This window comes from Nocardiopsis sp. NPDC050513 (assembly GCF_044457925.1).
GTDB lineage: Bacteria > Actinomycetota > Actinomycetes > Streptosporangiales > Streptosporangiaceae > Nocardiopsis.
The window spans coordinates 53,981-75,829 of the sequence record NZ_JBITHK010000008.1; the positions used below are offsets into that span (position 1 = coordinate 53,981).

Below are 21,849 nucleotides of genomic sequence, written 5' to 3' on the forward strand. Positions count from 1 at the left end.
GGCCCCGGCCCGGAGCGTCGGGCGCGGCCTGACGGGTAGCGGGTCCGGGTCAGCGGTCGCGGCTCCGGCCACCACAGCGTCCGAACCGAGGGAGGAGGCACCGTGTCCGCATTCGGGGGCGACACCGTGCCCGGTGCCGCGCCGGACGCGGGGGCGCCCGCGGGGCGGGAGGTTCGTCCCGTGCTCGGCATAATGGACGACATGTCCAACCCCGCCGGAACCAGCCCCGTCGTCATCGGCCGGGAGGCACAGATGCGGCTGCTGGCGGAGCACGCCGAGCGGTCGTGGTCGGAATCGTCCGGGACGGTGCTCGTCGGCGGGGACGCCGGGGTGGGCAAGACGCGGCTGGTCGCCGAGTTCGCCAGGTCACGCCCGGCCGGAACGGTGTTCGTCGGCGGCTGCCTGCAACTGGGCGTCGACGGCCTGGCCTACGCACCGTTCACCGCGCTCCTGCGTCAGTTCCTCCGCGCTCACGACCCGGGCATCGTGGAGCGGTCGTTCCCGGGCGGCGCCGGTGAGCTCAGCCGGCTCCTGCCCGAGCTGGGCGACCCGCCGCAGGGCCGCCAGGAGGCGCGCGGCATCCTCTTCGAACAGGTCCTGCGCCTGGTCCAACGGGTCGCCGACGAGCGCGGGGCCACGTTGGTGCTGGAGGACCTGCACTGGGCCGACGGCGCCACCCGCGACCTGCTCGTCTACCTGGTCCGCAACCTCGACCTGCCGGGCGTGCAGATCATCGCCACCTTCCGGTCCGACGACCTGCACCGCACCCACCCGCTGCGCCGGCTCCTGCCGGAGCTGGAGCGGCTGCCCGAGGTCACCCGCCTGGACCTGGCCCCGCTCACCCGGGAGGAGGTGGCCGCACAGGTGACGGCCATCACCGGAGCCGCGCTCACCGCCACGCGCCTGGACGGCCTCTACGAACGCACCGACGGCATCCCCCTCTTCGTCGAGGCGCTCGCGGCCTCCGGGGTGGACCGCGCGCTCGGATCCGACGCCGTACCCGACCATTTCCGTGAACTCCTGCTGGCCGCCCTGCACGGGTTGGCCGAGACCGCGGTCGCGGTCCTGCGCGTGGCCTCGGTCGGCGCGGTCTCCGGGGAGATCGGGCACGCGACCCTGGTCCGCGCCTGCGACCTGCCGGAGCACGAGGTCGAGGATGCCCTGCACGCCCTGGTCGACGCCAACCTGCTCCGGGTGCACGGAAGCGGCTACCGGTTCCGGCACGCGCTGCTGCGGGAGGCGGTGCACGACGAGGTGCTGCCCGGACCGCGCGCCCGGCTCCACCTGCGCTTCGCCCAACTCCTCGACGAGGCCCCCGACGCGGTCCCCGCCGACCGCCGGGCAGCGGAGCAGGCCCACCACTACCAGGCCGCGTACGACCTGCCCCGGGCCCTGCAGGCCGCGTGGTCGGCCGCCGAGCGGGCCGGTCGGTCCCTGGCCCACGCGGAGCAGCTGACGATGCTGGAGCGGGTGCTGGGGCTGTGGGACCAGGTGCCCGACGCGGTGGAGCGCACCGGGGGCAACGCGCGCGCGGAAGTGCTCTCGGCCGCGGGGCTGGCCGCCCTCGCCGCCGGACGGCCGCGCCGGGCGTGGGAGCTGTGCGACGAGGCCCTGTCCACCCTCGCCGCGCCCGAGGACGACCACGCCCGGACGGTCCGCGCGGTCCTGCTCCGCTGCCGGGGCCAGGCACGGACCCAGTGCGTGGATCTGGGTGCCGTCGAGGACCTCGCGGAGGCGCTGCGCGTCCACCCGCCGCATATGCCCGGGTACGGGGTGATGCTGTCCATCCTGGCCCGGGAGACCATGTTCCGGCCGCGCGACCAGCTGCACCTGGGCACCTCCTCCACGGAGCTGGCCCAGCGGGCCCTGGACGTCGCCGAGCGGACCGGGGACCGCTCCGCCGAGGCGGCGGCGCTGGTCACCCTGGGCTCGATCCGGATGAGCCGGGGCGACCAGCGGGAGGGCCGCGCGGTCATCGAGAGGTCCATCCTGGTCTCGCGTGAGATCGGCGACACGGCCATGGAGGCGCGCGGCGTCAACAACCTGTCCCACTTCCTCCGGGAGCAGGGCGAGCACCGGGAAGCGCTCCAGCTCCTGGACGCGCTCCTGCGGAACCGCCGCTCCTGGGGAGGGGTGCACAGCAGCTTCATGCACCAGAACCGCGCCGAGATCCACTTCGAGCTCGGCCGCCTCGACGCCACCCGCTCCATCGTGGACGCCTCCCTGCACCGCAGCGCCTCGCCCATGCACCGGGTCTTCCTCCTGGTGCCGTGGAACCGGGCGGCGGTCGCCCAGGGCGACCTGGCCGCGGCCCGCTCCGGATCCGCGCACGACGACCTGGCCGCGGCCCGCTCCGGCATCGCCGGGGTGGACCGGTCGGCGGTGCTGAGCATGGAACGCCTGGACCAGGCGCAGCAGGCCGTGACGGCCTGGCTGGACCTGCTCCTGGCCGAGGGGGACGACGCGACCGCGCTGGACTACTCCGCCCAGGTGCTCGACCGGTTGCCGCTCGCCGACTCGCCGGGATACGGGTGGGTCGTGCTGGAGCAGATGGCGGAGGCGGTCCGGAGGCAGGACGCCGACGGGAGCGACGCGGTCGACCGCCCCGTCCGTCGCCGGGTGGGCGACGTCCTCGCCGCCATGCCCGTGCACGGACCGGTACAGGCCGCGACCCGGGCGGGCGTCCGGGCCCGGTTGGCCGAGGCGTCAGGAGCTCCCGGGCAGGTGCTGGAGGCCTGGGGCGAGGCGGTCACCGGGTGGGAGCGCACGCCCATGGTGCTCCACCTGGCCCGAGCACGGTGGGAAGCCGCCCGCGCCGCCTTCGCGGCGGGCGACGCGCACACCGCGCGTACCTGGGTGGGCCAGGCGCACGTGACGGCCGTCGAGTGCGGAGCGGACCCGTTGGCGCGGGCCGCCGTCGGGCTGGCGCACCGCCTCGGGGTCCCGCTGGAGGGCGCGGCGACGCCGCCCGCCGCCCCCGCCGGGCTCACCGTACGCGAGACGCAGGTCCTCGGACTGCTCGCCTCGGGCCGCACCAACGCCGAGATCGCGCGCGAGCTGTCGATCACACCCAAGACCGCGAGCGTGCACGTGTCGAACATCCTCGCCAAGCTGGGCGCGGCCAACCGCACCGCCGCCGGGGCACGTGCCCGGGAACTGGGCCTGGTCTGAGCCCCGACGGGAGACGGCGGCCGGGGACGGTCGGGCTCGGACAGGTCCGCTCGTCATCCGCGCACCGGCCGGACCGGGCCTGTGGACAACGCCGGTCGGAACGGTCGCGGACGGCATAATGAGCGTTATGCCCCTACTCGTAGAGACCAGTGCCACCTTCGTCGGCCGCGAGACCCAGCTCCGCCTCCTCCACGAGCACGCCAGACGAGCCCACACGGAGGCACCGGGCGCGGTCCTGATCGGCGGTGACGCCGGGGTCGGGAAGAGCCGCCTGGTCAGCGAGTTCGTCGCCACCCGCCCGGAGGGGACGGTCTTCGTCGGCGGCTGCCTCCAGCTGGGCGTCGACGGTCTGGCCTACGCGCCGTTCACGGCGGTGCTGCGCCAGTTCCTCCGCGAGCGCGGGCGCGCGGTGTTCGAGGCGGCTGCCCCCGGCGGGGTCGGCGAGTTCGCCCGGCTGCTGCCGGAACTGGGCGAGGTCCCGGTGGAGCGGCGGGAGAACCGGGGCATCCTCTTCGAACAGATCCTGCGGCTGCTGACCCAGGCGGCGCGGGACGGCGGGGTCACGGTCGTCCTGGAGGACCTGCACTGGTCCGACGGCGCCACCCGCGACCTGCTGGTCTTCCTGGTCCGCAACCTGGACCAGCCGGGGGTCCAGTTCGTGGTCACCTACCGCGGCGACGACCTGCACCGCACCCATCCGCTGCGCCGGCTCCTGCCCGAGCTCGAACGTGTCCCGGGCGTCCACCGCCTCCAGCTGGAACCGTTGAGCCGGTACGAGGTCGGTCTCCAGGCCGCGGCCATCCGCGGCACCCAGCTGGCGCCGGGCGAACTCGACGAGCTCTACCGGCGCACCGAGGGTTTCCCGCTCTTCGTGGAGAGCCTGGCCGGCGCCGTGGATCCCACGCCCGGAGAGGGCCCCGACGTCCCGGACCACTTCCGCGACCTGCTCCTGGAGCCGCTGCACCGGCTCGACGAGACCGCCCTGTCGGTCCTGCGGGTCGCGTCGGTGGGCGCGGTGTCCGGCGGCGTCGAGCACGAGATGCTCTACCACGCCGCCGAGCTGCCCGAACGCGAGCTGGAGAACGCGCTGCACACGTTGGTCGACGCCAACGTGCTCCGCGCCGGCCGCACCGGCTACCGCTTCCGGCACGCCCTACTGCGCGACGCCGTCCACGGCGAGCTGCTGCCCGGCCCGCACGCCCGGCTCCACCTGCGCTTCGCCCAGCTCATCGACGCCTACCCCGAGTCGGTGCCGGCCGAGCGCCGCGCCGCCGAACAGGCCCACCACTTCATGGCCGCCCAGGAGCTGCCGCGCGCGCTCCAGGCGTCCTGGTGGGCGGCCGTGCGGGCCGGGGAGGCCCTCGCCTCCAGTGAGGAGCTGGCCATGCTGGAGCGCGTCCTGAGCCTGTGGGCCCGGGTTCCGGACGCCCGGGAACGGGTCCAGGGCCACACCTGGGCCGAGGTGATGAGCCTGGCGGCGGGGGCGGCCCTGGGCGCGGACCGCTACGGACGGGCCCGGGAACTCGCCGACGAGGCACTGGCCGTCCTGCCGCACAACGACGACGACCACACCCGGATGGTCCGGGCGGTACTGCTGCGCCGACGCGGCCAGGCGCGCGCCCACGACCCCAACGGCGGGGGCGTCCTCGACCTGGCGCGGGCCCTGGAGCTGCACCCGCCGCACATGCCCGGGTACGGGTTGCTGCTGTCCATCCTGGCCCGGGAGAGCCTGCTCTACCGCGTCGACCGAGATCCGGGGCCGGACCAGCGGCAGCTGGCCGATCTGGCCGACGCCGGGCTGACCGCGGAGGAGCTCGCGTGGTCGGCCCTACGGCTCGCCGAGCGTTCGGGCTCCTCCGGCGACAGCTGCGCGGCCACCGACGCCCGGATCACGCTGGGCGGGCTCCTGATGTCCTTCGGCGACCCGGAGCGGGGGCGGCCGATGCTCGAGGAGGGCATCCGCCGGGCCGCGGACGACGCGGACCCCGGGCTGGAGGCCCGCGGCGCGGGCAACCTCGGCCACTTCCTGCGCGAGCTCGGGCGGCACCGGGAGGGCCTGGAGGTGCTGGAGGAGTCGCTCGCACGGCACGCCGCGCTCGGGTGGGCGTCGGTGCACAGCACGTTCAACAACCAGAACCGGGCCGAGATCCTCTTCGAACTCGGCGACCTGGCCCGGGCCCGCGAGATCGTCGCCGCCACCCGGCACATCACCCTGGACTCCAAGTTCCGCTGGTACATCCAGCCCGTGGCGGCGAGGACCGCCGCGGCCATGGGGGATCTGGCCGCGGCCCGGCAGGCGGCCGGACCGGAGGAGCGATGTCGGGTCCTGACCGCCCAGCGTATGAACGTCATCCAGTTGTCGGCGCTGGCGCAGCTGGAGACGGACCTGCTGGAGGGCTCCGTGGACGCGGCCCTCGACCTGTCCGAGAAGGTGTTGGAGCAGGTGGCGCTGGCGGCCGTTCCGGGGTACTCGTGGCCGCTGGTCGAGGTGATGGCCGAGGCCGCGCAGCTCGGCCTGGATCCCGGAAGGTCTCCCGAGACCGCCGAGCGGGCCCGGCGGGTGCGCGCGCTGGCGGGCGAGGTCGTGGCCGCGATGCCGGTCACGGGGCCGGTGCAGAGAGCCCACGCCGCCTCGTGCGCGGCCCGCTTCGCGGTGATCGACGGCGCCGATCCCGAGCAGGCGCTGGCGGTCTGGCGCGCCGCCGTGGCGGACTGGGAGCGGACGCCGATGCGGCTGCACCTGGCGCGCGCACGGCTGGGCGCGGCCGAGTCGGCCGTACAGGCCGGTGACCGCGCCTGGGCGGCGGCTCGCGTGCGCGAGGTCCACGCCGTGGCCGCCGCGTGCGGCGCCGAACCGCTGGCCCGCGCCGCCGCCGACCTGGCGCGCAGGCTGGGCACGGCGCTGTCCGATGGTGCGGAGCCGCCCGCCGCTCCGGCCGGACTGACCACACGCGAGACGGAGGTGGCGCGGTTGCTGGCGGTCGGAAGCACCAACGCGCAGATCGCGGAGGCGCTGTTCATCACCCCCAAGACGGCGAGCGTCCACGTGTCCAACATCCTGGGGAAGCTGGGGGTGACCAACCGGGCCGCGGCCGGTGCGCGCGCCCGCGAACTCGGCCTGGTCTGACCGCCCCGCCGCCCGTCGAACTCCGGGACGCGCCAGGGGCGGGTGGAGGAGAACCCGGCAGGCCCGCCGGATTCCGTGTGAGGCAGGGGGAGGCCGGACCTCAGACGGTCCAGCGGTTGGTGATGGGCAACCGGCGGTCGCGGCTGAGGTTGCGGGAGCTGATCTTGGTCCCGGGCGCGGACTGGCGCCGCTTGTACTCGGCGCGGTCGACCAGGCGGATGACCCTGCGGACGAGTTCGGGGTCGTACCCCGCGAAGACCAGTTCCGCCTCCCCCTTGTCGGTGCCGATGTAGGCGTCCAGAACCGCGTCGAGGAGGTCGTAGTCGGGCAGCGAGTCGCTGTCGAGCTGGTCGGGCCGCAGCTCCGCGCTGGGCGGCTTGGTGATGGAGTTCTCCGGGATGGGCGGGATCTGGCCGCGGCGCGCGGCGTCGGCGTTGCGCCAGCGCGCGAGGTCCCACACGAGGGTCTTCCAGCAGTCCTTGATCGGCGCGAACCCGCCCACGGAGTCGCCGTAGAGGGTGGAGTACCCGGTGGCGGACTCGCTCTTGTTGCTCGTGGCCAGGACCAGGTGGCCCTCCTGGTTGGACAGGCTCATGAGCAGGGTTCCGCGCACACGCGCCTGGAGGTTCTCGGCGGCCAGTCCGCCCAGCGGCGCCTCGGCGTCCGCCGACGCCCGCTCGAAGGCCGAGACCATGGGGGCGATGGGGACGGTCCGGGTGGCGAACCCCTGCCGCTCGGCGAGTTCCTCCGCGTCGCTGACGGAGTGCCCGCTGGAGTGCGCGCTGGGCAGGAGGAGTCCGTGGACCCTGTCGGAGCCCAGCGCGTCCACCGCGATGGTCGCGACCAGCGCGGAGTCGATGCCGCCGGAGACGGCGACCAGGACGGAGGCGAACCCGTTCTTGGCGACGTAGTCCCGCAGTCCCACGACCAGCGCTTGGTACACCTCGCCGGTGTCGGACAGCGGATCGGGCCTGGGTGTGACGGTGTTCTCCCGCGGCGGGTAGGGCGTGACCGGCGTGTCGGAGAGGGTGCGGCGGACCACCCGCAGGCCGTCCGCCTCGGCGCCGTCGGGCACCCCGGCGTCGGGCCGGTCGGGCAGGTCGAGATCGGCCACGAGCAGCGTCTCGACGAACTGGGGGGCGCGCGCCAGGAGTTCGCCGTCGGCGTCCACGACCAGGGAGTCGCCCTCGAAGACGAGGTCGTCCTGGCCGCCGACCATGTTGACGTAGGCGAGCGCGGCGCCGGTCTCGCGCGCACGCCGCTGGCACAGTTCGAGGCGCACGTCGTCCTTGTGCCGCTCGTAGGGCGAGCCGTTGAGGGAGACGACGAGGTCGACCCGGGCGGCACGAGCGGCCGTGACCGGTCCGGACTCGCGCCACAGGTCCTCGCACACGACCAGGGCCACGTCGACCCCGTGGACGCGCAGGACGGGGAGGGTGTCGCCGGGGACGAAGTTGCGGAACTCGTCGAAGACGCCGTAGTTGGGCAGGTGGTGTTTGGCGGAGGAGAGCACCGACCGTCCCCGGTGCAGGACGGCCACCGCGTTCTGCGGGGCTCCGGCGGGCAGTCCGCCGTGCGGCGCGAACCCGGTGGGCGCCGCACCCTCCCGGCGGGAGAGGTGGCCCACGACGACCGGGAGGTCGCCCAGGCCCGCCCGGTCCAGGTCGGCGGCGAGTTCGCGGGTGGCCCGGATGGAGGCGGACACGAAGGAGTTGCGCAGGGCCAGGTCCTCGACCGGGTAGCCGGTGACGACCATCTCGGGCAGGGCCACGAGGTGGGCGCCCTCGCCGGCGGCCCGCCGGACGGCCTCGACGACCAGGCGGCGGTTCCCCGCCAGATCGCCGACGGTGGGGTTGACCTGGGCGAGTGCGATTCTCAGCTGTGCCACGCCTTCGAGGGTAGCCGCCGCGTGTTACGCCTGTGGACCACGGTTCCGCGGGCCCGGGAGCGGTCATAATGCGAGTGTGGGGGCGCGATGTCACCGCCCGGGACGACACGTGCGGAAATACCCCGGAAATATGCGCGCGGCAGACTGGGTCTGGGACACTGTGTCCGGCTTGGCTCCGCGCTCGGCGGACCGGGATCGGGACTGACCGGCATCGAGGAAGGTTGATCGTGAATCGACAGCAGGAATTCGTGCTCCGCACGTTGGAGGAGCGCGACATCCGGTTCGTGAGGCTGTGGTTCACCGACGTGCTCGGGTACCTCAAGTCCGTGGCCGTGGCGCCCGCCGAACTGGAGGCCGCCTTCACCGAGGGCATCGGTTTCGACGGCTCGGCGATCGAGGGATTCGCCCGTGTGTACGAGGCGGACATGCTCGCCCAACCGGACCCCTCGACGTTCCAGGTTCTGCCCTGGCGCAACGAGCCGCACGGCACCGCCCGCATGTACTGCGACATCCTCATGCCGGACGGTTCGCCGTCGTCGGCGGACCCGCGGCACGTGCTCAAGCGGCAACTGGGCAAGGCCTCGGACCTGGGGTTCACCTTCTACACGCACCCCGAGATCGAGTTCTACCTGCTCAAGAAGTTCCCCGAGCACGGGGAGTTCCCCGAGCCGAACGACTCGGGCGGCTACTTCGACCACACCCCGCACAACAGCGCGCACGATTTCCGGCGCAACGCCATCAACATGCTGGAGGCCATGGGCATCTCCGTGGAGTTCAGCCACCACGAGGGCGGCCCGGGCCAGCAGGAGATCGACCTGCGCTACGCCGACGCGCTCACCACCGCCGACAACATCATGACCTTCCGGCTCGTGATGAAGGAGGTGGCGATGGAGCAGGGCGTGTACGCCACGTTCATGCCCAAGCCGTTCACCGAGTACCCGGGGTCGGGCATGCACACCCACCTGTCCCTGTTCGAGGGTGACCGCAACGCCTTCCACGAGCCCGGCGCGGAGTACCAGCTGTCCAAGGTGGGGCGCGGGTTCATCGCCGGTCTGCTGCGGCACGCCGACGAGATCACCGCCGTGACCAACCAGTGGGTGAACTCCTACAAGCGGCTGTGGGACGACCCGGCCGCCTCCGCCGGAGCCGGTGGCGAGGCGCCCGCCTACATCTGCTGGGGCCACAACAACCGGTCCGCCCTGGTGCGCGTGCCGATGTACAAGCCCGGCAAGTCCAACTCCAGCCGGATCGAGATCCGCTCCATGGACACCGCCTGCAACCCGTACCTGGCCTACGCGGTGATCCTGGCGGCCGGCCTCAAGGGCATCGAGGAGGGCTACGACCTGCCCCCCGGCGCCGAGGACGACGTGTGGGCACTCACCGACTCCGAACGCCGAGCGCTGGGCATCCGCCCGCTGCCGCAGAGCCTGGACGAGGCGCTGCGCATCATGGAGAACAGCGAGCTGGTCGCCGAGACGCTGGGCGAACACGTCTTCGACTTCTTCCTGCGCAACAAGAAGGCGGAGTGGCACGCCTACCGCCGCCAGGTCACGCCGTACGAGCTCCAGCGGTACCTGCCGACGCTCTGAGGCGGCGGCCGTCCTCGTGTGGCCCGGCGGTCCGGTGGGACCGCCGGGCCCTGTCGTGTCCGACGGAGCCGCGGGGGCGGACGGGCCCTGGTCGATCCGTCCGGCGGCCCGTCGGCCGCGTCCCACCGGAGGCCGTGGGGCGGGCAGCGGCGTCCGTCGCCCGGGCGCCCGCTCCGGGGGCATGGGAGACGTCACCTGACCCGCGGGACGGACTGGGTACGGGTGGGGGTATGTTGTCATCAACGGAGGTGGTCAAGAGTGGAACTGAAGCCGGAGATGGTCAAGGACGCGCTCACCCGGCTGCGCCGCGCGCGGGGGCAGCTGAACGGTGTGATCTCGATGATCGAGGAGGGCGAGGACTGTGTGGACGTTCTCCAGCAGCTCGCCGCCGTCTCCAAGGCGCTGGACCGCGCCGGGTTCAAGATCGTGGCCACGGGGATGCGCCACTGCAACGCCGCCCGCGAGCGCGGAGAGGAGCCGCCCATGACCGAGGAGGAACTGGAGAGGCTCTTCCTGGCACTGGCCTGACGGCCGGGGCGCCCCCACCGACGTCCGCCCCGGCGGACCTCTCTGAAATTCTCATACCCCCGGGTGTATAAGTCGCTTGCATATACCCCCGGGCGTGTCTGAATCGCAAGGAGCATCGATGATCTTCACGCAGTACTACCTCGACTGTCTGTCCCAGGCCTCCTACCTCGTCGGCGACGAGACGACCGGCAGGGCCGTGGTCGTCGACCCGCGCGTCGACGTCGACGAGTACATCGCCGACGCGCGGGAGCAGGGCCTGACCGTCGAGGGCGTGATCAACACGCACCTGCACGCCGACTTCATCTCCGGTCACTTCGAGATCGCCGAGCGCACCGGCGCGTGGATCGGTTACGGGGACCGGGCCGAGACCCGCTTCCCCGTCCGCCGCCTCTCCGACGGCGAACGCGTCGGTCTCGGCGACGTCACCCTGGAGATCATGCACACCCCGGGGCACACGCCGGAGTCCATCAGCGTCGTCGTGTACGAGCACGCCGACGACGCCGTCCCGTACGGGGTCCTCACCGGGGACGCGCTGTTCGTCGGGGACGTCGGCCGCCCGGACCTGGCCGCCTCGTTCGGCCACACCCCCGCAGCGCTCGCCCCGATGCTCTACGACTCGGTGCACCGCAAGCTCATGTCCCTCCCGGACCGGACACGCCTGTTCCCGGCCCACGGCGCGGGCAGCGCGTGCGGCAAGAACCTGTCGAGCGACCGGTGGTCCACCATCGGCGCCCAGCGCGCGAGCAACTACGCGTGCCAGCCGATGGACGTCGACACGTTCGTCGCGCTGGTCACCGAGGGGCAGGAGGCCGTCCCCGCCTACTTCCCCTACGACGCCGCCCGCAACCGGGAACGGCGCGAACCGGTCGACCTGGACGCCCTGACCCGTCCTCTGGAGAGGGACGCCTTCCTGCGCGTGCGCGCGGAGGGCGCGGTCGTGGTGGACACACGCGACCAGCGGGCGTTCGCCGCCGGACACCTGCGCGGAGCGATCAACATCGGGGTCGACGGCCGGTTCGCCGAGACCGCCGGGATGGTGGTCGAGCCCGGCCAGGACATCCTGATCGTGGCCGATCCGGGCCGGGAACGCGAGGTCGTCACCCGTCTGGCCCGCGTCGGCCTGGAGACCGTCGCGGGATACCTCGTGTCACCGGAGTCCGCCGTGGCCTCGATCCCCGACGAGGTGGAGCGCGCGCCCCGTGTGGACGCCGCCGACCTGCTCCGGCGCCTCGGGGAGCCCGACGCGCCGGTCGTGCTCGACGTACGCGGCACGGCCGAGCGGGAGTCCGGGGCGATCGAGGGGTCCGTCCACATCCCGCTGGCTGACCTGCCCTCCCGCGCGGACGAACTGCCGACCGACCGCGCCGTGGTGGCGCACTGCGCGGGCGGCTACCGCTCCAGTGTCGCCGCCAGTTACCTGCGCAGCCAGGGACGCGACGACGTGTCCGACCTCGTCGGCGGGTTCGACGCCTACCGGATCGCGGCCGCCTGACGCGGGGAGGAGAGGCGGACACGCGTGTCCGTCGCATACTCCCCCCAGTATTACCCTCCGAACCTCCGGGGTGGGAGCCGTCCGCTCCCGCCCCGGTCCCCGCCCACACGACGGAGACCTTCATGACCGACCCATCCATCGACGTCGCGTCGGCCCGAGCCCTGCTCGACGCCGGCCCCGACACCGTGCTCCTGGACGTCCGCACCCCGGCCGAGTACGGGACCGCCCACATCGCCGGATCCGTCAACCTGCCCCTGGGGCTGGTCCGACGCCACCTGGAGCGGGTCACGTCCACCGTCGGCGAACGGCTGATCCTGGTCTGCCAGTCGGGAGCGCGCGCCGAGGAGTGCCGCGCCGTCCTCGCCGACGCCGGACTCACCGGCACCGCGGTCCTGCGCGGGGGCATGGCCGCCTGGTCCGCCGCAGGCGCCCCGGTCGTCCGCGGCCGACAGCGCTGGGCCCTGGAGCGACAGGTGCGCCTGGTCGCCGGAAGCACCGTCCTGGCCTCGGCGATCGCGAGCCTGTGGTGGACGCCCGCCGTCTGGATCGCCGCCCTCGTCGGGGCAGGGCTCACGTTCGCGGCCGTCAGCGACACCTGCGTGATGGGCATGCTGCTCACGAAGCTGCCCCACAACCAGCCGCACGAGGCGATCGACGTGGAGGAGTCCCTGGCGCGCATCGCCCGCGTCGGCGGCACGACCGCCGAGACCGTATGAGTTCCGCGACCGTCCACCCTCGGCAGCGGCGCACCGGCGCCGCCCGGTTCCTGCCACTGCTGGGCTGGTTTCCCGACTGCACCGGCCGTACTCTGCGCGCGGACGCCGTCGCCGGCCTCACCGTCGGGGTCGTGCTCGTGCCCCAGGCCATGGCCTACGCCGCCCTGGCCGGAGTGCCGCCGGCGGTCGGCCTGTACGCCTCGGTCGTCCCCCTGGCCGCCTACGCGTTGCTGGGAACGTCGGGCACCCTGGCGGTCGGCCCGGTGGCGGTCACGTCACTGATGACCGCCGCCGCGCTGGCGCCGCTCGCCGACGGCGATCCGGCACGCTACGCCGCGCTGGCCGCCCTCCTCGCGCTCATGGTCGGCGCGGCGCAGCTGGTCATGGGGGCGGCCCGGCTCGGCGGGATCGCGGACTTCCTGTCGCACTCCGTGCTGTCGGGGTTCGCATCGGCCTCAGCCGTCCTCATCATGGCGAGCCAGGTGAGGGACCTGTTCGGTCTGCACGCCGTACGCGCGTCCACACTGCCGGAGACCGCCGCGGCCGTCGCCGGCGGTCTGACGACGGCCCACGGGCCGACCGTCGCCGTCGCGGCGGTCGCCGCCGTCGTCCTGTTCGCGGTCGGACGCCTGTTCCCGCGTGTCCCGGCGTCGCTCGTCGTGGTGGCGAGCCTCACGGCGCTCAGCGCCGCCGCGGGCCTGGAGAGCCGCGGGGTCGCGGTCCTCGGGGAGGTACCGTCCGGGCTCCCGGCTCCCGCGCTTCCGTCGACGCGGGACGCGACCGCCCTGCTGCCCGCGGCGCTGGCGATCGCACTGGTGGGGTTCACGGAGAGCGTGGCGGTCGCCGGGTCCCTGGCACGCCGTACGGGGCAACGGATCTCCCCCAACGGGGAACTGGTGGCGATGGGCGCCGCCAACGCGTCGTCCGGCCTGTTCGGCGGACTTCCGGTCGCGGGCGGGTTCGCCCGGAGCGCGGTCAACCTCGCGGCGGGCGCCCGGACGCCGGTGGCGTCCCTGGTCAGCGCCCTGGTCGTCGCGGTGACGGCGCTCCTGTTCACCCCGTTGATGTCCGCCCTTCCCTCAGCGGTCCTGGCCGTCACGGTCGTCGCCGCCGCGGTCGGTCTGGTGGACGTACGGGGAGCGGTCACGGCCTGGCGCACCCGCCGGTCCGACGGCCTCGCCCTGGTGCTGACCTTCGCCGCCACCCTGCTGTTCGGGGTGGAGCCGGGCATCGCCACCGGGGTGGCCTTCAGTCTCGGCGCGTTCCTGTGGAGGTCCTCGCGGCCGCACACCGCCGAACTCGGCCGGGTGCCGGGGACTGGGACGTTCCGCAACCTGGAGCGGTTCGAGGGGCTGGACACCGAACCGACGATCGCGGTGGTCCGGGTGGACGCGCCGCTGTACTTCGCCAATGCCCACCGGGTCGCGGACACGCTGCTCGCCGCCGTCGAGGGGCGGCCGGAGGTCCGCACCCTCGTGCTCGACGCCTCGGCGATCGGCGGCTGCGATCTCGACGGCGCCCACGCCCTGACCGAGACTCGCCGGGCGCTGCGGTCCCGGGGGATCACGCTGCGGTTGGCGACGGTGCGCGGTCCGGTGCGCGACGTGCTGACCGGGGACGGCGTGTGGGACGACATGCGCGACGCGGGTCAGGTGCATCCCGACGTGGCGTCGGCGGTCTCCGTCGCGCGCGGCGCGGCGAGCACGGAAGCGGGGGACCCATGACGCGGTGCGCGCTCCGGCGCCGCAGGTCAGCCGAGGCCGAGTTCGCGGGCGCGCACGGCCGCGGCGTTGCGGTTGGACACCCCGAGCTTGGCCATGAGGTTGGTCAGGTGCACGCTGACCGTCTTCGCCGAGATGGACAGGGCCTGGCCGATCTCCCGGTTGGTGCCGCCCTTGGCGACCTCGGCGAGCACCTCCGCCTCGCGCCGGGTGAGTCCGGCGGGCGGGACCGGCTCCGCGCCCACGGGGCGGGCGCCGCTCTCCAGGGCGCGCCCGGCTCCCTCCACCAGACCGTGACGCACCCGCAGCAGCGCCGCCTGACGTCCGACGAACGCCAGACCGAGGCGCGCCGCCGTCGCGTCCGCGTCGGCGAGGTGGTCGGCGGCACGGCGGCGGTCGCCGGCGCGCAGCGCGGCACGGACGGCCGCCAGCAGGATCTCGGCGCGGAGCAGCGTCCGCCCCTGTGCCCGGGCCAGGTCGAGGGCTTTCTCGCAGGACTCCAGGGCCTCCTCGGGGGCCTCGGCGACCAGGGCGCCGAGGTGCTCCGCGGCCAGTCTGCGTCCGGGATGGCCCCGCCACGCGCGCAGGCGCTCCCGGGCCTCGCGCGCCCCCGTGAGGATGTCCCGCACCTCCTCCCCCCGCCGCGCGTCCTCGGCGAGGACGACCGCGACCTCGGCGATGAAGGGGAGTGTGAGGGCGTACAGGTCCTCCGGGAGGCGCCACACGTAGGCCGTCGCGCGGTCCAGCAGGTCGCGGGCGAAGGCGAGGGCCTCCGCCGGGCGCCCCTCGTACAGGGCGAGCCGCATCGAGTTCACGTGGACGGGCAGGTACTCGGTCGGTGAGCTGCTGCTCTCGGGCAGCAGTCGGCGGAACTCCGCCATGGCCGTCCGCAACCGGTCGACGTCCCAGCGGTGGAAGGCGACCTCCATCACCACGGTCAACGCCCTGGGCTGGACCACGGAGTCGCCGGTGATCCGGTCCAGGAACGGCTCGACCCCGTCCAGACGCCCCTCGATCAGGCGGGACACCGCCATCGCGTAGAGGAAGGGCCCGCTCTGCGTGCGCGCGAGCCCCGACTCCTCACAGCGCCGCAACCCCTCGGCCGCGTTGGCCACGACCTCCTCGATCCGGCCCAGGTGCTTGAGGGCGCCGCCCCGGTTGACGAGCCCCCGCAGTTCCACCATGACGAACCCGTGCGCGCGGGCGAGCGCGACGCCCTGCTCCAACAGCTCCAGCCCGCGGGCGCCGTCATGGGACTGGGCGAGGTTGCCCAGGGTGATCAGCGCGTCCGCCTCGCTGCGGCGGTCGCCCAGGTCCCGGGCCAGGGAGAGCGCACGGGCGGCGGACCGCCGTGCCTGGTCGGCGTGCCCGCGCATCATCAGCGTGGCGGCCAGGGTGGCTCCGATCGCGGCCCGGCGCGGATGCCCGGGCGGCATGACGGTGAACGCGTCGCCGAGGTCCTCCAGGGCGCCGTCCCGACCCAGCTCCTTCAACGCCTTGGCGCGCGCGTGCCGGAGCCCGCCGATGAGTTCCGCCTCGGCTGGGCGCGGCCCTCCCGAGTCATGGAACCCGGTGGCCCCGAGTTCGAGCAGTCCGTCCGTGGCGTGGGCGACGGCGCGGCGCAGCGAACCGGCCACCAGCGACACCTCGGCGGCCCGGCGCAGCACCTCTCCCCGCGGCTGGCCCACCCGCTCGGCGGCGTCGGGAACCCGGTCCCACAGCTCCAGGACCCGTTCGAGCAGTGCCAGGTGCTCGGGGTAGGCGGCCGCGTCGGCCGCGTGGTCGGCGGCCCGCCAGGCGCAGGTCAGCGCCAGCGGCTGGTCGCGCGCCTCGTGGGCGTGGTGGGCGAGCTGGATCGCCCGCTCCGGCTCCGACAGTCCGGGGACGCCCTGCTCCAGGGCCTCGGCGTAGCGGCGGTGGGCACGGACGCGCTCGCCGGGCATCAGGTCGGTGTGGACGGCTTCGGCGAGCAGGGCGTGCCGGAAGGAGTACCCGGTCGCGGTGGCGCGGAGCACCTGTGCGTCGACGGCTGGCCGCAGGGCCCGGTCGAGGTCCTCCTCGGTGGTGCCCGCCCGTCGTGCGACCGCCGCCAGGAGGGTGTGTTCGACGTGTTCGCCCCCGGTGGCCACCAGGCCGAGCAGGCGGCGCGTGGGGGCGGGCAGTGTCTCGACCGCGGCGAGCAGGAGGTCGCGGGGCCCGTCCGGGAGACCGGCGCCGACGGGGTCGGGGGTGGCGAGGAAGGACTCGACGAAGAGCGGGTTGCCGCCGCTGCGCTCGTAGAGCAGGTCCACGTCGCCGGGGGCGAGCGCGCGCCCGCGCAGCACGGCGGCCTGGGCGGCGACCTCGTCGCGGGTGAGCGGCCCGACGTCGAGCCTTCCGACCCGGGGCAGGCGCTGGAGCTCGGGCAGCAGGCGGCGCAGGGGGTGGGTGCGGTGCAGGTCGTCGGTGCGCACGCTCACCAGCAGGTGGAGGGGGACCGGGCCCAGGTTGCGCAGCAGGAAGACGAGCAGGTCGCGGGTGGAGGCGTCGGACCAGTGCAGGTCCTCGACGACCACGACGAGGCCGTCCGGCCGGGCACGCTCCTCCAGGAAGGTGAGGACCGCCTCGAAGAGCCGGGCGCGGCTCTCGTCGGCGGAGTCCGGGCGCTCGCCGAGTTCGGGGACCAGCCGGGACAGTTCGCGGGCGTGCGCGGTGGCCGGCCGGTCGTCCTCCTCGCGGGCGAGCTGGCGCAGCAGGGTGGTGAAGGGCGCGAACGGGACGCCGTCCGTGCCGAGTTCGAGGCATCCGCCGACGGCGGCTCGGGCCAGCGGGGCGCGGCGCAGGTACTCGTCGATGAGCCGGGTCTTGCCGACGCCCGCGTCGCCGCGGACCAGCACCGCCCGGGCTCCGTCCTCGCGGGTGCGGCGCGCGTCGTCGGTGAGCCGGGCGAGGTGGTCGTCGCGGCCCACGAAGGCGGAGGCGTGGTCGTGGTCCAGCATGCCGCCCAGTATGTCGGTTTCGCACACCGGACGGCACTGCCTGGACCGTGCCGGACGCGGAGCGCCTCCCGTCCGGCTCCTGCCGCGCTCCGCTCAGTCGACGCCGAGCCACAGGTCGGGGCCGAACACCTCGTAGTGGACGCTGCGCGCCGGGACGCCCGCGGCCAGCACCTGTGCGCGCACGTCGCGCATGAAGGGCAGCGGGCCGCACAGGTAGACCTCGCAGTCCTCGGGCAGGTCGACGCCGCTCAGGTCCATCCGCCCGGACCGGTCCCGCTCACCGCTCTCGTACCAGGTGAGCAGGTCGGCGCCGGCGATCCGACCGGCCAGGGCCGCCGTCTCCTCCCGGTGCGCGTGGTCGTCGGCCGAGCGGTCGGCGTGCAGGACCAGGACGCGCCGGTCCGGGTGGTGCTCGGCGATGTGCCGCAGCATCGCCAGCATGGGGGTGCAGCCGATCCCGGCGGACGCAAGCACGACCGGGCGCGCGTCGTCCGAGAGCGCGACGTCTCCGGCGGGGGCGGACACCTCCAGCGTGTCCCCCACGCGCACCGTCTCGTGCACGAGGGCGGAGACCTCCCCCTCGGGGGCCCGCCCCGCGCGTGCGCGCTTGACGGTGATCCCCCGCCGCCGTCCCTCCGCACCGGTCAGGGTGTACTGGCGCGCCTGCCGGACACCGTCGGGCATCCGCAGCCGCACGCTCACGTACTGGCCGGGACGGAACCCGGGGGCGGGGCCGTCGTCCCCGGGTTCGAGGGTCAGGGAGACCGCGTCGCGGGTCAGTTCCCGGCGCTCGACCACGCGCCAGACGCGCCAGACGTCTCCCCCGTCGAGGCCGCGGCGGGCGTACAGGCGGGCCTCCAGGGCGGTGAGGGCGCCGGCCATGAGCCAGTACACCTCGTCCCAGGCCGCGACCGTCTCGGAGGACGCCGCGTCGCCCAGAACCTCGCCGATGGCGGCGAAGAGGTACTTGTGCACGATCACGTACTGGTCGTCGGTGACGCCGACGGAGACGTGCTTGTGGGCGATCCGCGAGAGCAGGGCGTCCGGCCGCTCGTCCGGGCGCTCCAGGAGCGCGGTGGCGAACGCGGCGATCGACCCCGCGAGCGCCCGACGCTGTTCCCCGGTGGCCTGGTTGCCGCGGTTGAACAGGCCGTCGAGCAGTTCGGGCCGGTCGCCGAGCATCGACGCGTAGAAACGGCTGGAGATCTCGTCCAGCGCTCCGGCCACGACCGGGATCGTGGCCCGGATGACGGCCGCCGACTCGGTGGAGAGCATGGGTCCTCCCTCGGCCCGGGCACGGTGCCCGGACACAGAAAATTAGCATCTGAGATGCATATTAAAATCGCTCCGGGGACACCCCTCACCGGGGCCCGCGAACACGGGAAGCGGCAGCTCAGCGGGGGGTGCGCGGAGAAGCCAACAGGACCAGGACGTCCTGGGCCGGCTGCGTCACGAGGGACTGCACGGTCACGCCGTCCAGAGACGCGTAGAAGGCCTCGCGCGCCTCGCGCAGGGCCACGCGCAGCCGGCAGGCGGCTCTCAGGGGACAGGGAGGATCGTCCTCACAGCCCGCGAGGTCCCCGTCTCCCTCCAGATCCCGGACGATCTCGCCCACCGACGCACGTCTTCCGCGGTCGGTGAGCAGCAGGCCGCCGCCCCGGCCCCGACGCGCCTCCACGATCCCGGCCTCGGACAGGCGGGCCACGGCTTTGGCCATGTGGGTGTAGGGCACGGCGAGCATCCCCGCGACGGTCCTGGTGGTCAGGAGTTCGCCCTCCTCAGCCACCGCGAGCCGCATGACGAGTCGCAGGGAGACGTCGGTGAAGGCGGTCAGGCGCATGGTTCCACGGTAGCCGCGGCCGGCTCCCGGCGCCCACGCCGCGTCAGCCGGGGCTCTCCTCCCCGCGCCCGTCCGCGCCCACCTCCGACCGCCCCTGCCCCTCGGCGGGCTGGTGGCGACCGGCCTCACGCGGCATCCAGATGAGCACGACGACCAGTCCGAGCAGTCCGATCGCCAGTGAGATGAGGGCGGCCAGGTGCAGCCCGGACATGAACGCCTCCTTGGCCGGGTCCACGAGTGCGCGGCCCGGCTCTCCGATGTGCCGGGCGACCGCGAGGGTGCCCTCGATCGACTCCCCCGCCGCGTGCAGGTCCTCGGGGCTGGTGCGGGCGGCCCCCTCGCCCGCCGCGAACGCGTCGAGCGCCGGGGAGATCTCCGCGCGGTAGCGCGTGGAGATCACCGCGCCCAGGACCGCGACCCCCATCGCCGTCGCGACCTGGCGCACCGTGTTCTGCACCGCCGAGGCGGCGCCGGCCTTGCCCGGCGGGACGGCGGACATGATCGCGTCGGTGGCCGGGGTCAGCACGCTCGCCATCGCCGCCGCCTGGAGGAAGAAGACCACGAGGATGAGAGGGACCGGCGTGTCCTCGGTGAGCCGGCTGAAGAACAGGAAGCTCCCGCACGCCACCAGGACGCCGACCGCGGCGACCCAGCGCGGGCCCACCCTCCGTACGAGCGTCGGGCTCAGCGGCGCCATGATCATCTGGCCCACGGCGGAGGGCAGCACCAGCATCCCGGCGACGAACGGCGTGAACTCGCGCACGCTCTGCCAGTAGAAGCTGAGGAAGAAGATGATCCCCGCCATGCTGAAGAACAGCACCATGATGACGGCGATCGCGACGCTGAACCGGGGCTCGCGGAAGAACCGCACGTCCAGCGAGGGGTCGGGGGTGCGCGACTCGTGCACGAGGAAGGCCGCGACCAGGACCGCGCCCGCGACGAGCGCGCCGTACACGTCCCAGTCGGCCAGCGACGCCCGCTCGCCCGCGGTGATGATGCCGTAGATGAACAGCACCAGGCCCGGCACGGACAGCACCACGCCCACCACGTCCGGCCGCCCGGGGTCCGGGTCGCGCGACTCCGGGATGAGGAAGAACACCAGGGCCAGCCCCAGCAGGACGAACGGCACGTTGATGAGGAAGATCGACCCCCACCAGAAGTTCACCAGGAGCAGTCCGCCCGCCGTCGGTCCGATCGCCAGGGCCAGGCCCACCGAACCCGCCCAGATCCCGATCGCGCGTCCGCGCTGCTCGGGCGGGAACACATGGGTGATGACCGACAGCGTCTGCGGCATCACCATGGACGCGCCCAACCCCATCGCCGCCCGGGCCAGGATGAGCTGTTCGGGCGAGGCCGAGTAGGCCGAGCCGACCGACGCCGCACCGAACACCACGAGGCCGCACACCAGGAGGCGCCGGCGCCCCCAGCGGTCGCCCAGCACCCCGAAGGTGAACAGCAGACCGGCGAAGACCAGCGTGTAGGAGTTGATCGCCCACGCCAGTTCCGCCTGGCTCGCGCCCACCCCGGTCTCGGGGTCCGACAGCGTCCGCAACGCGACGTTGAGGATCGTGTTGTCGGCGACGATCACCAGCAGGCAGATGACGAGCACCGCGAGGGCACCCCACCGACGCCGGTACGCGGTCAGGTCGTCCACGTCCCACCTCCACCCAGAGTTTCACGGAATGATCCCATGTCCTGATCCGGTTGTATCCCAAGGAATGCGGCGAATCGGCGGCATGCGATGATGCTGGCGTGCGGGACCGGTCGCCCACCGAACAGTGGTGCGGCTCCCCGTTCCGCACACGTAGGGTCCTCCTGGGACCCACCGGCCCCCAGGGCCTCCCCGCGTCCGCGCGGGACGATCTCATCCACACGTCCGGGGACACCACACGGTGCTTCGAGACCACGGAGGAAGACACATCATGACCATCTCGACCCAGCCCCCCTCCGACGGGAAGACCCTGTACGGCGGGGTCACCAGTCGGCGCGTCACCGTCCGCGACCTGGCCGCGGCCAAGAAGCGCGGCGAGCGCTGGCCGATGCTGACCGCCTACGACGCTCTCACCTCCCGGATCTTCGACGAGGCGGGCATCCCCGTCCTGCTCGTCGGCGACTCGGCCGCCAACGTCGTCTACGGCTACGACACCACGGTGCCGGTGACCATGGACGAGCTGGTGCCGCTGACCGCGGCGGTGTCCCGCTCCACCCAGCGGGCCCTCGTCGTGGCCGACCTGCCGTTCGGCGCCTACCAGGGCTCGCCCCAGCAGGCCCTGGAGGCGGCGACCCGCTTCATGAAGGAGGGCCGCGCCCAGGCGGTGAAACTGGAGGGCGGCCACGCGGTGGCCCACCAGGTCGAGCTGCTGGTCTCGGCCGGGATCCCGGTCATGGGGCACATCGGCCTGACCCCCCAGTCCGTGAACACCCTCGGCGGGTACCGGGTCCAGGGGCGCGGCGAGTCCGCCGCCACGCTGCTCAAGGACGCCAAGGAGCTGGAGCGGGCGGGCGCGTTCTCCGTCGTGCTGGAGTGCGTGCCCTCCGACCTGGCCGCCCAGATCACCGAGCAGTTGAGCATCCCGACCATCGGCATCGGCGCGGGCCCGTCCACGGACGCCCAGGTGCTGGTGTGGCAGGACATGGCCGGGCTCAGCCCGAAGGTGGCCAAGTTCGTCAAGACCTACGCCAACCTCGCCGAGACCCTGCGTGAGGCGGCCTCCGGCTTCGCCGACGAGGTCGTGGGCGGCGCCTTCCCCGAGGAGCGCCACTCCTACGCCAGCTGACCGGAGCCGGAACCGGCTCCGG

The 21,849-nt window shown here is 73.7% G+C and carries 13 protein-coding genes; 8 read left to right on the forward strand and 5 right to left on the reverse strand.

Going from position 1 to position 21,849, the window contains the following annotated elements; all coding sequences use genetic code 11:
* Window positions 1–201: 201 nt before the first annotated feature.
* Together ACIBFB_RS16075 and ACIBFB_RS16080 are read left to right on the forward strand one after the other, a co-directional pair.
* Window positions 202–3,171 carry an ATP-binding protein gene (locus tag ACIBFB_RS16075; RefSeq protein WP_397230720.1) on the forward strand — a complete coding sequence of 990 codons (2,970 nt, stop codon included), beginning with the start codon at window positions 202–204 and terminating at the stop codon, window positions 3,169–3,171.
* Window positions 3,172–3,289: 118 nt separating this feature from the next.
* Window positions 3,290–6,298: an AAA family ATPase gene (locus tag ACIBFB_RS16080; protein WP_397230722.1), complete on the forward strand. Its 3,009-nt coding sequence runs from the start codon at window positions 3,290–3,292 to the stop codon at window positions 6,296–6,298.
* Window positions 6,299–6,398: 100 nt separating this feature from the next.
* Here the strand turns inward: ACIBFB_RS16080 and ACIBFB_RS16085 are convergent, their stop codons facing one another.
* A complete protein-coding gene (locus ACIBFB_RS16085; RefSeq protein ID WP_397230724.1) occupies window positions 6,399–8,186 on the reverse strand; it encodes an NAD+ synthase in 1,788 nt (595 codons plus the stop codon).
* A 227-nt stretch (window positions 8,187–8,413) separates the two neighbouring features.
* On the opposite strand from ACIBFB_RS16085, the gene glnA reads away from it, so the two are divergent.
* The 5 genes from glnA (at window position 8,414) to ACIBFB_RS16110 (ending at window position 14,235) form a co-directional block, all read left to right on the forward strand.
* Entirely contained in the window at window positions 8,414–9,775 is a 1,362-nt protein-coding gene (gene glnA, locus ACIBFB_RS16090) for a type I glutamate--ammonia ligase (RefSeq protein ID WP_397230726.1), read from the forward strand.
* 276 nt (window positions 9,776–10,051) lie between these two features.
* Window positions 10,052–10,303 carry a metal-sensitive transcriptional regulator gene (locus ACIBFB_RS16095; RefSeq protein ID WP_397231119.1) on the forward strand — a complete coding sequence of 84 codons (252 nt, stop codon included), beginning with the start codon at window positions 10,052–10,054 and terminating at the stop codon, window positions 10,301–10,303.
* Between the two features lie 118 nt (window positions 10,304–10,421).
* Window positions 10,422–11,795 carry a rhodanese-like domain-containing protein gene (locus ACIBFB_RS16100; protein WP_397230728.1) on the forward strand — a complete coding sequence of 458 codons (1,374 nt, stop codon included), beginning with the start codon at window positions 10,422–10,424 and terminating at the stop codon, window positions 11,793–11,795.
* Window positions 11,796–11,917: 122 nt separating this feature from the next.
* Complete coding sequence (locus ACIBFB_RS16105) at window positions 11,918–12,511, forward strand: rhodanese-like domain-containing protein (RefSeq protein WP_397230730.1); 594 nt, start codon at window positions 11,918–11,920, stop codon at window positions 12,509–12,511.
* Window positions 12,508–14,235 (forward strand): SulP family inorganic anion transporter, encoded by a 1,728-nt coding sequence (locus tag ACIBFB_RS16110; RefSeq protein WP_397230732.1) that lies wholly within the window; start codon window positions 12,508–12,510, stop codon window positions 14,233–14,235. The genes ACIBFB_RS16105 and ACIBFB_RS16110 overlap by 4 nt, the downstream gene beginning before the upstream one ends.
* A gap of 26 nt (window positions 14,236–14,261) precedes the next feature.
* Here the strand turns inward: ACIBFB_RS16110 and ACIBFB_RS16115 are convergent, their stop codons facing one another.
* The 4 genes from ACIBFB_RS16115 to ACIBFB_RS16130 form a co-directional block, all read right to left on the reverse strand.
* On the reverse strand, window positions 14,262–17,210 hold the full coding sequence (locus ACIBFB_RS16115; protein WP_397230735.1) for an AAA family ATPase: 2,949 nt from the start codon (window positions 17,208–17,210) through the stop codon (window positions 14,262–14,264).
* A 93-nt stretch (window positions 17,211–17,303) separates the two neighbouring features.
* On the reverse strand, window positions 17,304–18,485 hold the full coding sequence (locus tag ACIBFB_RS16120; RefSeq protein WP_397230737.1) for a globin domain-containing protein: 1,182 nt from the start codon (window positions 18,483–18,485) through the stop codon (window positions 17,304–17,306).
* A 118-nt stretch (window positions 18,486–18,603) separates the two neighbouring features.
* On the reverse strand, window positions 18,604–19,050 hold the full coding sequence (locus tag ACIBFB_RS16125) for an RrF2 family transcriptional regulator (RefSeq protein WP_397230739.1): 447 nt from the start codon (window positions 19,048–19,050) through the stop codon (window positions 18,604–18,606).
* Window positions 19,051–19,093: 43 nt separating this feature from the next.
* Window positions 19,094–20,704, reverse strand: coding sequence for an MFS transporter (locus tag ACIBFB_RS16130; protein ID WP_397230741.1), 1,611 nt, complete (start codon window positions 20,702–20,704; stop codon window positions 19,094–19,096).
* Between the two features lie 268 nt (window positions 20,705–20,972).
* Here ACIBFB_RS16130 and panB point away from each other — a divergent pair, with 268 nt between their 5' ends.
* The gene (gene panB, locus ACIBFB_RS16135) at window positions 20,973–21,827 is read left to right on the forward strand and encodes a 3-methyl-2-oxobutanoate hydroxymethyltransferase (protein ID WP_397230743.1); all 855 of its coding nucleotides are present in this window, start codon (window positions 20,973–20,975) and stop codon (window positions 21,825–21,827) included.
* Window positions 21,828–21,849 lie beyond the last annotated feature (22 nt).